This is a genomic window from Peribacillus aracenensis, from assembly GCF_025175645.1.
Taxonomy (GTDB): domain Bacteria; phylum Bacillota; class Bacilli; order Bacillales; family DSM-1321; genus Peribacillus; species Peribacillus aracenensis.
In genome coordinates this window covers 34,543-46,784 of the sequence record NZ_JANZMJ010000023.1, presented here as the reverse complement: position 1 = coordinate 46,784, position 12,242 = coordinate 34,543, and the positions used below count along the sequence as shown (strand labels likewise).

At 41.1% G+C, this 12,242-nt stretch carries 7 protein-coding genes and 1 pseudogene; 7 read left to right on the top strand and 1 reads right to left on the bottom strand.

Going from position 1 to position 12,242, the window contains the following annotated elements:
- The first annotated feature begins 84 nt into the window (after positions 1 to 84).
- Entirely contained in the window at positions 85 to 1,230 is a 1,146-nt protein-coding gene (locus N0M92_RS20005) for an exonuclease SbcCD subunit D (RefSeq protein ID WP_192204359.1), read from the top strand.
- Positions 1,227 to 4,358, top strand: coding sequence for an SbcC/MukB-like Walker B domain-containing protein (locus N0M92_RS20000; protein WP_260287483.1), 3,132 nt, complete (start codon positions 1,227 to 1,229; stop codon positions 4,356 to 4,358). Before N0M92_RS20005 ends, N0M92_RS20000 begins: the two co-directional genes overlap by 4 nt.
- 67 nt (positions 4,359 to 4,425) lie before the next feature.
- Here N0M92_RS20000 and N0M92_RS19995 read toward each other — a convergent pair whose 3' ends face one another.
- Positions 4,426 to 4,833, bottom strand: coding sequence for an Hsp20/alpha crystallin family protein (locus N0M92_RS19995; protein WP_260287482.1), 408 nt, complete (start codon positions 4,831 to 4,833; stop codon positions 4,426 to 4,428).
- A 464-nt stretch (positions 4,834 to 5,297) separates the two neighbouring features.
- Between N0M92_RS19995 and N0M92_RS19990 the strand changes: the two are divergent.
- From N0M92_RS19990 to N0M92_RS19970, 5 genes and pseudogenes are all read left to right on the top strand, one after another.
- Positions 5,298 to 5,777, top strand: a pseudogene (locus N0M92_RS19990) (adenine deaminase C-terminal domain-containing protein); the annotation flags it as partial.
- Positions 5,778 to 6,683: 906 nt separating this feature from the next.
- On the top strand, positions 6,684 to 8,282 hold the full coding sequence (locus N0M92_RS19985; protein ID WP_260287480.1) for a long-chain-fatty-acid--CoA ligase: 1,599 nt from the start codon (positions 6,684 to 6,686) through the stop codon (positions 8,280 to 8,282).
- Positions 8,283 to 8,368: 86 nt separating this feature from the next.
- The gene (locus N0M92_RS19980; protein ID WP_260287479.1) at positions 8,369 to 9,646 is read left to right on the top strand and encodes an MFS transporter; all 1,278 of its coding nucleotides are present in this window, start codon (positions 8,369 to 8,371) and stop codon (positions 9,644 to 9,646) included.
- A gap of 93 nt (positions 9,647 to 9,739) precedes the next feature.
- Positions 9,740 to 10,912, top strand: coding sequence for a thiolase family protein (locus N0M92_RS19975; RefSeq protein ID WP_260287521.1), 1,173 nt, complete (start codon positions 9,740 to 9,742; stop codon positions 10,910 to 10,912).
- Positions 10,913 to 11,049: 137 nt separating this feature from the next.
- Positions 11,050 to 12,198: an acyl-CoA dehydrogenase family protein gene (locus tag N0M92_RS19970; protein ID WP_260287477.1), complete on the top strand. Its 1,149-nt coding sequence runs from the start codon at positions 11,050 to 11,052 to the stop codon at positions 12,196 to 12,198.
- Positions 12,199 to 12,242 lie beyond the last annotated feature (44 nt).

The following is a 12,242-nucleotide window of genomic DNA, read 5'->3' as shown; positions in this document are numbered from 1 at the left end:
ATTAGAACGTTTGTACCCAAACCATGCTATTCGTTAAATTTTTGATATAATAATAGTAAGTAAAAATTAGGACGGAGTGAAACTATGAAATTTATCCATACGGCTGATTGGCATTTAGGAAAAATCGTTCACGGTGTACATATGACTGATGATCAAAGGCATGCACTCTTGCAATTCATAGAAATTGTCGAAGAGGAAAAACCGGATGCGGTCGTGATTGCCGGTGATCTATATGATCGTTCCGTTCCTCCGACTGAAGCGGTGGAGCTTCTTGATGAAATCCTTTATACGATTAATGTGAAAATGAATACACCGATCGTTGCGATATCGGGAAACCATGATTCTGCGGAAAGGCTCTCATTCGGTTCATCATGGTATCGTCATAGCCAGTTATACATTCATGGGAAATTGACAAAAAAATGTGAGCCGGTTCGCATCAAGGGCGTGAACTTCTATTGTGTTCCATATGCAGAACCTGGGACGGTTCGCCATCTTTTTGAAGATGATAGCATCCATTCTCATCAAGAAGCGATGAAGCGGATAACCGGAACGATTGCCGAGAATTTCAATAAAGATGAGCCGAATGTCTTTGTAGGACATGCTTTTGTATTAGGCGGAAAAACGAGCGATTCGGAAAGGGTCTTGTCTGTAGGTGGCTCCGGCTGTGTTTCATCCGACTTATTCGATGCGTTCGATTATACGGCACTTGGGCATTTACATAGCCCAGACGCAATACGTCATCCTAAGGTGTTTTACTCTGGATCACTATTAAAATATTCTTTTTCCGAGGCCAAGCAAAATAAGTCGCTTTCCATCGTCGATATGCAAGAAGATGGAAGCTTTGATATACGCTATCGATCTTTGGCACCCAAGTTCGATATGAGGGAAATATCCGGAGTTATGGAAGAGTTACTCGATCCCGTTTTCTATCAATCGCAAAAAAGGGATGACTATTTGAAAATAACACTAAATGATGAGGGGGCACTCATCGATCCTATTAACCGCTTGCGCCAGATTTATCCGAACGTACTACATTTAGAGCGTAAATGGGATTTGACCGATCTTAGAAGAAAAAAATCTTTCTCCTCTGTAAAAGATGAACGGAAATCAGAATTGGACCTGTTTGAAACGTTTTACCAAGAAATGACCGATCGGGACTTTGATTCTCAAAAGCAGGATTTGATGGTTTCGGTAATTGAGGCAGTTAAGAAAGAGGAGGCTTTGAAATGAGACCCGATATTTTAACGATGCAGGCATTCGGGCCATATGCAGGAAGGGAAACTATTGACTTTAATTCCCTTGGAGAACGAACGATGTTTGTCATTTCTGGAAAGACAGGCGCAGGGAAAACAACGATATTTGATGGTATTAGTTTTGCGATATATGGAAAAGCCAGTGGTGAAGATCGAAGCGGGCAAGATTTACGAAGTCAGTTTGCCGAAGATGATATATTGACGGAAGTCTCGTTACAATTTACCCTGCGTGGAAAAACGTATTTGGTGACCCGGTCCCCGCAGCAGGAACGCAAGAAAAAATCAGGTGAAGGAACAACAACGGTTGGAGCAAAGGCTGAACTATATGAGATATTGGCAGAAGGAAAAAAATTGCTGGGAGCAAATGTACGGGAAGTTGAAGAAAAAATCAAAGTACTCATTGGACTTGACGCTAATCAATTCCGGCAAATCCTGATGATTCCTCAGAATGAATTTCGAAAACTGTTAACATCCGACAGCAAGGATAAAGAACAGATTCTCCAGAAATTATTTCATACTGAACTTTATAAACGAATAGAAGAAAAATTAAAAGAAGAGGCTTCCATCCTAAAAAAGGAAAGTGAAAAAAGTGCACAGCGGCGAATTGAATTAATGAAAGGCATCCAGCCTGGCAATAATGTAGAATTACAGGCACAAATACAAGGGGAAGAGCCTAATGAACAACAGGTCTTACCGCTGTTACAGGAAGTCATTTTGCAAGCGGCAGAAAAAAGTGAGAATATAAAAAAACAAATACAAGAAAAGCAGAAAGCTCGTGATCAAGTAAATCAAGAACTTTCAAAAGCTGTCGATTTATTAAACCGATTTTCGGAAAAAGAAAAACTGCGAAATGAAAAGGAAGCCCTTGAAGCAAAGCTGCCAGAAATGGAATTAGTGAAAGTCCAAATAAAAATGGCACACAAAGCGGCTTCGCTTGAAAAGCAGGAACAATACTATTTGCGAATTGGCAAACAAGTACAAGAGGCGAATGCCGAACTTCAAAAATTAAGTGAGCAGTCCGAGAAGTTACGGATTGAGCGCATTGAGAAGCAGGATTCCTATGATAAGGAAAAGTTGAAGGATAATCAAAGAGAGCAGGCAGTACGGACTGTTCATCAGCTTGAGCAGGTAAAAGAGGCTGTCATGACTTTTGCAAGCTTAAAAGCACAGGTTACTTTAGATGAAAAAGAGTGGCAAACTAGTAAACGACTACGTGAAAAAACTGTTTCGGAGCATCTGGCCGTTGAAGCGGAAGCAGAGAAAGTCGCTCAAGAAAAAACAGAAGCGGAAAAAGCGGCTGTTCTTTATCGTGATCAGGAAATTGAAGCAGAAAGAAATAATCAATCGTTATCGAAGATTAAAAAGCTTCAAGAAGTTCTTAATGAAATCCAGAATACGAAACGAGTTCTGGATGATAAGGATAATCGGTTCCAAGAGTTACAAAGAATACAAATTCAGGAGAAGGAAAAACTGGAAACCTTGAACCGAAACTGGAGATCTGGTCAAGCGGGTATGCTTGCTTCCATGCTGCACTCTGGAGAAAATTGTCCTGTGTGCGGTTCGCTAAGTCATCCAAAACCAGCGCAATTGCATGAGCATATGCCGACGGATTTGGAACTGAAAGAGCAAGAAAACAAGCTAAAAACTGCAGAGCAACAAAAAAGCAAAGCGGAAAGTGAATATTATCAAGCGAAATACAAATATGATGCACTAATGGAGTCTTCACAAGAGAAGCTTAGTGACCTACAAAATGATATGCCAAAGTTTAGGTGTGAAAATATTGATGCGCATTTGCTACAGTTTGGACAAAAAGGAAAAGTGCTGCAAGAGCAGCTAAAAGAATTGATGCGGAAAAAGTCTCTTTTCAATGATTTGGAAAAAAGGTTGCAGGATTTAAAAGAGAAAGCATCCCAGCTTAAGGATAATATGATCTCTTTAGAGAGAAAAGAGGACCAAGGGAAAACGAGGTATATTGAAAACTCTACAAAACTAACAGGATTAACCGATTCCCTGCCAGACGGAATACGGACTGAGGAAGGATATAATGAAGCTTATCAAATGGCTGTAAATACGCAGAAACGCTTACAATCGGCCTTGGAAGATGCACAAAAAAACCTCCAACTGGTGAAGGAAAGAGAATCGGCCATCATTGCAAAAAAAGAATCCCTAAGTGGAAATATAGAGGCCTTAAATACAGAATTGAAAGAGGAGCGGGAAAAGTTAATTACGGATATGGCCAATCAAGGCTTTTCCAATTATAAAGAATATACGGCAGCAAAAAAATCGGAAGCGGCTCTTGGAAATTTGGAGGAGCAAGTACAACAGTATAATCAAAATTGGCAAAGTGTTTTAAGTCTGTTTCATGATTTGGAAATGAAATTAAAAGATGTGGCCAAACCAGATCTTGAAGGATTGAAAAAGACTTTCGATTTCATAGATGGAGAATTGGAGTCGTTACGGCAAAAACAGAATGAAATGCAGGCTGAAATTCGGACTAACGAAGAAATCAAAAAGAAATTGGCGCAAATCAGGGAAGATCAGAAAAGTTTAGATGAAAGGTACAGTATCGTCGGTCATCTGTCTGAGATTTCCAAAGGTCAAAACTCCTTCAAAATAACTTTTGAACGATATGTTCTGGCAGCCTTTTTAGATGATATCTTAAAAGAAGCCAATTCAAGGCTGCTGAAAATGACAAGCGGCAGATATCAGCTGTTGCGAAAGCTTGATCCTACACGCAGGAACATCCAGAGCGGTCTGGAGTTATCTGTGTATGACCAATATACAGGACATGAGAGACATGTCAAAACCCTTTCGGGAGGCGAGAGCTTCAAGGCATCCCTTGCACTTGCTTTGGGTCTTGCGGATGTTGTCCAGCAGAATGCAGGCGGTATTTCACTTGAAACGATGTTCATCGATGAAGGTTTCGGTACGCTCGACCCTGAATCTCTTGATCATGCGATTGAAGCGTTAATGGATATACAAAGCACGGGTAGACTGGTCGGAATAATTTCCCATGTGCCGGAATTGAAAGAAAGAATCGATGCACAGCTGCAAGTCATATCCACACAAAATGGAAGTCGAACGTCCTTTTATTTTGCTGGATAATCAAGAAAAAAGAATGGCTAAGGGAGAAGTGGTTCCCTAGGCCATTCTTTTTATTTTTGTGAATGAACTACTCAATGTTAATATCTTCAGCCGTTTTTCCGGGGGAAAACTTATGGATGCGAATCACCAAGATCGGATTCGAGAATTCAGCGGTAATTCTTCGAGAGCAAATCGAAAAGGGGAAAGGAATCTTTCTCTGTGTGGGCAGTGTATCTTCTTTTTTTTCAAGAATTGGCTTATCAGTATCGTCAACGATGATCGATAGCTCATTATCACATAGGCAAACTTTTATATCTTTCACATCATGATTTTCCAAAACCGCTTCCACCATATATTCATCGTCACTTTCGTATATATCAATTGAAAAAAGTTGATGATCCAACGCACAAGTTTCCGGATCCAGAAAAAAACTTTTTACCCATTCATCAAACTTGTCAACCTCATTCATTTGCGATCCATGTTGATTGTCTTGCATGTTGATACCCCCGGTTTTCCTTTGAGGTATTATATGTTGGAGCATGAAGAATGGTGATTGAAAAAGTGGTTCAAAAAATGTAATGGCAACCAAGGTCTTTAAAAAAGTAATCAAAGTTCTTTATAATCGACGATTTTGGCCCCGGGTAAAAAAGCGATATATTATTGTTGCCTGATTTGGTGCAGTTTCGTCCAGACCTAGTGATCTCAAACGGGAGAATTGTTGCAGAAAATGAAGAATTGACGATCCAAATGCCAGATTTGGATTGGGAAAAGTATTTACCTGAAAACACATTTTCCTTTTCAAGAGGAATTCTGGAAAATCATGATTTGTATCTATATCCACACACCTCTTCAAATGATTCAGTCCCTGTTATTCATTTTGTTAGTAATGTAATAACCGAACTGAAGAATTTGGTCCTCCCAGCCAAGAATGTTTAAGTCGATCTATCGGCCAAAGAGGGACTTATGTATCCAGCTCTTATCGATAGAAAGGGGGAGTGGGTTACAAAAGGTATTTTAGAAAACTTTGCGTTGAATTTAGATGGGATGGCCTCGACATTTAATACAACGACAGACTTGCTCACCATCGGAAGAAATCCAGAGGCGATGGCAAAAGCTGCTTCAAGAGTTCATGAACTGGGAGGAGGAATCGTAATAGTCGAAGGCAATGAAATAATTCTTGAAATTCCACTACAGCTTACGGGAATGATGACTTCAGATCCTTCATTTGATATGGCAGTTGAATTTAATGATAAATTATTAAAGGTGCTCCATGCGAGAGGCTTTCCTTTTCACGACATTTTGTATACTTTATTATTCTTAACTTGCGACTTTCGTCATGGGCTGCGTTTGAATCCCTTTGGGCTATACGATGTGAAAACCGATAGAATCTTATCTCCTTCCATAGCCATGACGGACTTTTTAAACAAAATGAACGCGTAGTTTTGGCTCGAGGGCTGCCGTATCACCACAGGATCTGGGGAAACGGCATCCTGATTTTTGTTAATGCGGCTCATCAAAAAATCCCTGGGAATTGAAAATCGATCATGAATTTTTCGAATGTTTGTATACTTTATTAACGAGACTAAAAAGTGACTGATTGTATATATGATCTTTACTGGATGGTCTGAACGATTGGACCAGATATGGATGATTCTTGGATACAGCGGTGGCCCAATCAGTCCATGAATGCGCAAAAGCTAAAAATCCAGGAATGGAAGTTGAGCTATAGATTTTTTTATTTGGCTCTTTTCGTAAAGATTGTTGTTTTTAAAACGAAACGATTTAACGTTGATTGGAGCGCAAGTGCGAGACTCCTGCGGGAGCAGCGGGACAAGTGAGACCCCACAGGCGTTTACGCCGAGGAGGCTCACCGCCCGCCCCGCGGAAAGCGAGCATCTGGAGGGGAAATCAACCACACCGCTTTACTTGGTAAATAGCAACAAAGTATGCGAAAACAGCCTTTTATTTAATGGACTCGTTAGCCAAGTTTCAATAAATATTACACTTGCCCATCCGTTGCTGGATGGGCTATTCAAATTTAACAAAATGACGATTTGTGAGTAGGTATAATCAATAATATGGTAAAAAACTAGTTTCAAAATCGCTAGAAAACCAATTAGAGTTTTTAAAAAAAATTCAAAAATGAATTATTGGTTTTTCGATGAATCCTCTCTAGAAAGGCATTATAACTGAATAAAATTCATTTATGAATTGACGGGTTTAACTACAAAGCGATTTTACACAAAACTGGGACTTGGCATGCAAGTTGCATAATCATAATAATAATAATAAGTATAAATCTAACATGCACGATATGAAATTCATTTATGTGCGGAGGGATAACTGGTGCGAAAAACAATAAATAAACCATGGGAGCAATGGTATGTTGAAAGAATGAAATCTATGGAGCTGCCGGAAATATCGGTCTATTCACTGCTTGATATAACAGCAAGGAAGTTTCCGCACCATACAGCGATCATTTATGAAGACCATTCAATGGATTATAAGAATCTAAAAATGCAGGTAGACAAACTTGCGGGGAAATGGAGAGAAATGGGCTTTGTTAAAGGGAAACGCATTGGTCTGATGATGGCCAACCACCCTAATTTCATAATCAGTTATTACGCCGCACAGGCACTGGGTCTGATAGTTGTACAGATTAATCCTCTGTATAAACCGCGGGAACTTTTGCAAATTTTAATAGACTCGGATACCAAGAATATTGTATTTGACCAAACGGCCGCAAATACAATCGAAGAAACGAAAGAGATATATGAATTTGATGTTTGCATCGATACGGAAAATGATCAAAATGGCTCCTGTTCCCTTCAAACGATGATTCAAACCGGAGATGCCATTAAGAAGCCCGAAATGATAAGCCCGTATGAAGATACTGCAGTCATCCAATATACTGGCGGCACGACTGGGAAGATGAAGGGTGTCATGCTTACCCACCATAATTTAACCTCCAATGTCGTGCAGAGTTTTGAAATGTATGGGGATTCCCTGAAACCTGGTGAAGAAATCGTTTTGGCAGCTACGCCTCTTTACCATGTTTATGCCATGACAAGTGCGATGAATCTAGGTATCTATATTGGGGCTGCCATCCTCTTATTTCCTAAATTCGAACTTCAAGATGTACTTGCAAAAATAAAAAAGTACCGTCCGACTTTCTTTCCAGGAGTTCCAAAGATGTATAATGCTTTCGTCAATCATCCTGGAATTGAAAACTATGGCCTGAATTGTTTAAAAAGTTGTTCTTGTGGATCGGCACCACTGCCGGTTGAAGTAATCAAGCGATTTGAGGAGCTGACCGGTGCCAAAATCGGAGAGGGTTTCGGCTTGTCGGAAGCTTCTCCTTCCACTCATCGCAATCCGCCATTCGGAAAAAGGAAAATAGGAAGCATTGGCATCCCATTTCCAGGCACGGACTGTATGATCATTGACGATGAAAACAATGAAGTGCCTAACACCTGCGTCGGCGAGTTGCTTATAAAAGGCCCGCAAATCATGAAGGGTTATTGGAATAACGAAGCCGAAACCAAAAAGGCCTTACAGAATGACTGGCTATATACTGGCGATCTTGCGGTGATGGATGATGAAGGATATTTCTATATAGTCGGCAGGAAAAAAGAAATGATCATCGTCGGCGGATTCAATATTTATCCGCAGGAGGTAGAAGGTGTTCTATATGAACATCCGGCAATAAAAGAGGCAGCTGTGGTAGGCATCCCCCATAAAGAAAAAGGAGAAATTGTGAAAGCATTCATCGTACCTAAAGAAAGCGCTTCCGTGGATCTTGAAGAAATAGAAGGATATTGTTATTCCCAATTGACTCCTTATAAAGTACCAAAAGTATTTGAATTGAGAAAAGAACTTCCGCGGAATACAGTGGGTAAACTATTAAAAAGATTGTTAGTTAAAGAAGAATTGGAAAAGGATTGAAAGAGGGGGATGTGGTTTCATTTATGAAGCTTAAGTTGGATGGTAGATCAGTATGTGAACAAAAATGAAGCAGAGGAGGGAATTATATGCGTTGGGTTGTTCTCATTCTATTATTCTTTGGAGCCGTCATCAATTTTGCAGATAAATCGATCGTGGGTCTCGCAGCTGTTCCCATCATGAAGGAATTCAATCTTACCTATGCGGAGTGGGGCCTTGTTGGAAGCAGTTATTATTGGCTCTACCCAGTAACAGGGATTTTTGGGGCAGCATGGGCTGATCGGCTGGGGGCTAAAAAAGTGCTTGGATTCATCATGCTGACATGGACTGTTTTGCAATTCGGCGTTTTAGCCATTACCGCTCTTCCATTATTGATTCTATACAGGATTTTACTGGGCGCATTCGAAGGGCCTTATAGCCCAATCGCTTACTCTCATGCCGATAAGTGGTTTCCGCCGAAATTGAAAGGCTTTGCCAATTCGGTAGTGGTTGGCGGAGGAACCGTTGGTGCGATGATCGTGGCACCGATCCTCGTTTCTTTAATTACGATATTCGGCTGGAAAGCTGCCTTTGCCGCCCTTGGTGGAGCAAGCCTTGTTTGGTTCTTCCTCTTTCAATTTTTAACAAAGGAAAATCCAGTTGAAGTATATGAAAACGTACAAAAGAAAAAGAAAGCGAAACTAGAAAAAATTAAATTGAAAGACTTTTTGTTGCTACTCGCATCACCTACTGCTTTGTTTACTACACTCGCATATTTTTCCACGTATATTTTAGTTGTTTGGTTTTCTGTTTGGCTCCCGATTTATTTAGTGGAAGCCGTAAAAATGACTCCAGGTCAAATGGGAACCAGCGTTGCGATAATCGGAGTCGTTTCCGTATGTATTTATATGGGTGTTTCGATGGTGTCTGATCATTTATTCAAGAAGAATCAGAATTGGCGGTCATCGAGGGTATTTGTCGTCGCGGGCGCCATGATTCTTGGTGCATTGTTCTTTTCCTCCATCATGGTATTTCAAAATCCAATCTGGGTAATAGTCGCCATGTGTTTAGCAAAGGGCCTAACATATGCAATTTTACCGATTGGACCAACGATCATGATCAATGAAATGCAAGAGCGTGGGGGATTGATGACAAGCATCTTAACATCATCAGGAAATATAGCAGGCATTATTGCACCTCTATTAACTGGCTATATCATAAGTTTTGCAGGAGGCAATGAATTATTGGGATATAACTTATCGATATTGTTCATGGCCATCCTTGTCCTGGCTTTTGGCATCCTGTTTGCGATATTCGTTAAACCAGCCAAATTAAAAGGGAAACATAAATATAAAAGTTCGGATAACTTTGACCTTAAGTCCTCATAAGCAAGGTCGAACCTGCTTACATTCAATGAAACTAGTGAAATGAAGGAATGCCTTCAAATGGGTGTGAAAAAAGGAAAAGGAGCGGATGGGAAAATGAATAGAGATGCCGTCATAGTTTCTGCAGTTCGAACAGCCATTGGTAAACAGGGAGGTGCACTTGCATCGGTGCCCGCCCACGCATTTGGAGCAGAAGTGATGAAAGAAGCCATAAAACGAGCGAATGTCGAACCTCATATGATAAATGATGTAATCATGGGGAATGTGTTAAGCGGGGGTGGAAACATTGCCAGGTTAACGGCGCTGGAAACAGGCCTCTCGCTTCATCTTCCGGGACTGACTGTCGACCGTCAATGCGGCTCGGGAATAAATGCTGTCAACTTGGCTGCACAAGCGATCCGTGCAGGCGAAGGTGCTGTCTATATCGCCGGTGGGGTCGAGAGCATGAGCAGGGCGCCATACTTGATGGATCGTCCGGAAAAAGCATATAGTGCAAAGCCGCCGCAGTTCAGAAAATCCCGGTTGTCCCCAGAAGTGATTGGCGATCCCCCGATGGGAATCACGGCTGAAAACTTAGCTGAAAAATATGAGGTCAGCAGGGAAGAACAAGATGAATTCGCACTACAAAGCCAAAAAAAGATGGCCAAAGCCGTGGAAGAGGGCCGTTTCAATGAGCAAATTGCGCCTATTCACATTCCTGTCAGAAAAGGCGACGATATTGAATTTAAATTGGATGAACATCCACGTCCGCAAATAACGAAAGAAGGGCTAGCCCAATTATCACCTGCTTTTTTAGAAGGAGGTTCCGTGACTGCAGGCAATAGTTCGGGATTGAATGATGCCGCATCGGCCCTAGTCATAATGTCGAGGGAAAAAGCGGTGGAATTGGGGATTAAGCCTTTAGCGACGATAAGGGCACAGGCCGTTGCAGGGGTAGATCCAAATTATATGGGGATAGGACCTGTTCCCGCTATAAGAAAGGTAATGAAGAAATCAGGTCTTTCTTTAAATGAAATGGACATCATTGAAATTAATGAAGCCTTCGCTGCTCAAGTCATTGCTTGTAATAGGGAGCTTGATATGAATCCCGCAAGAGTGAATGTGAACGGGGGAGCCATTGCACATGGACATCCACTAGGTGCGACGGGTGCCATCCTCATTACGAAAGCGGTTTATGAGTTGAAGCGTTCTGCTGGAAGGTTTGCTCTTATTACAGCTTGCATTGGAGGCGGGCAGGGAATTGCCACGATAATTGAACGTGAAGCCTGATTTTGTAAGAATGAGGACTCCAATTTACCGGAATACAATGAATTCCATGAAATGATTAGATGATAACAACCTTATATGCCCTATGAAGAAAACTTAAAAATGGCTACTTATGAACAGAACTAAGGAGGAATAAACCGATGACAATCACTTTAACCAAGGAAATGCAGCAAATGAAGGAAATGATCCGTAATTTTGTTGAAAGGGAAGTCGAGCCCTACGCCATTCAAATTGAAGAAGAAGATGCCATCCCGGAGCATTTGGTGGAAAAAGCAAAAGACCTTGGCTTATTCGGGATAAGCATTCCAGAACAATACGGTGGAATTGGCTTGAATGCTGTTGGAAAGGCTACCGTATTAGAGCAGTTAGGAAGGACCCATAATGGATTCGTTTCATTAATAAGTGCCCATACCGGGATAGGCAGTACAGGTCTGGTAAAGCTTGCATCCGAACATTTGAAAAAAAAATATTTGCCTGAAATGGCAGCAGGCACAAAAATTGGCGCCTTTGCTTTATCTGAACCAGGAGCGGGATCAGATGCAACCAATTTGGCAACAACTGCAGAAAAGAAGGGTGATTACTGGGTGATGAATGGGACGAAACATTTCATCACGAATGGACCGATAGCTGATGTTTATACCGTATTTGCTTTAACGGATAAAGATAAAGGAGCAAAGGGAGGGATTACAGCATTTTTAGTAGAAAGAGATTTTCCCGGTTTAATTGTCGGCAAAAAGGACAAAAAAATGGGGTTAAGGGGATCATATACCTCACTGGTCATTTTCGAGGATTGTATCATACCTGAAGAAAATGTTATTGGCGAAGTTGGAATGGGATATATCTCTGCCCTGAAAATTTTAGGTGAAGGACGTGTAGGTTTGGCTGCAAGATCAGTGGGATCAAGTGGTAAATTGATTGAATTATCAGCCAAATATGCAAAAGAGCGCATTCAATTCGGCAAACCAATTGCGGACAACCAAGCGATTCAATGGATGCTTGCTGATATGGCAACCGAAACGGAAGCCGCAAGAGCATTGACGATGATGGCGGCACAAAAGATTGATGAAGGAAAAAAAGTGATCAAGGAAGCATCAATGGCAAAGCTGTTCGCTTCAGACGTTTTTAATCGGGTCGCGGATAAAGCGGTTCAAATTCATGGCGGAATGGGATATATGGCTGAATATCCAGTTGAACGCTTTTATCGGGATGCCCGCATAACGAAAATCTATGAAGGAACGAATGAAATCCAACGTTTAATCATAGCAAGGAATGTCTTGGAAGAGTGTTAATTTCTTACTGTTTATTCGGGCAGGCAGTCTTTTGCCTATGAATC

Coding starts and splice junctions, on each gene's coding strand:
- N0M92_RS20000 (WP_260287483.1), top strand. CDS start 1,227: ATGAGACCCGATATTTTAACGATGCAGGCATTCGGGCCATATGCAGGA.
- N0M92_RS19975 (WP_260287521.1), top strand. CDS start 9,740: ATGAATAGAGATGCCGTCATAGTTTCTGCAGTTCGAACAGCCATTGGT.
- N0M92_RS19970 (WP_260287477.1), top strand. CDS start 11,050: ATGACAATCACTTTAACCAAGGAAATGCAGCAAATGAAGGAAATGATC.
- N0M92_RS20005 (WP_192204359.1), top strand. CDS start 85: ATGAAATTTATCCATACGGCTGATTGGCATTTAGGAAAAATCGTTCAC.
- N0M92_RS19995 (WP_260287482.1), bottom strand. CDS start 4,833: ATGCAAGACAATCAACATGGATCGCAAATGAATGAGGTTGACAAGTTT.
- N0M92_RS19980 (WP_260287479.1), top strand. CDS start 8,369: ATGCGTTGGGTTGTTCTCATTCTATTATTCTTTGGAGCCGTCATCAAT.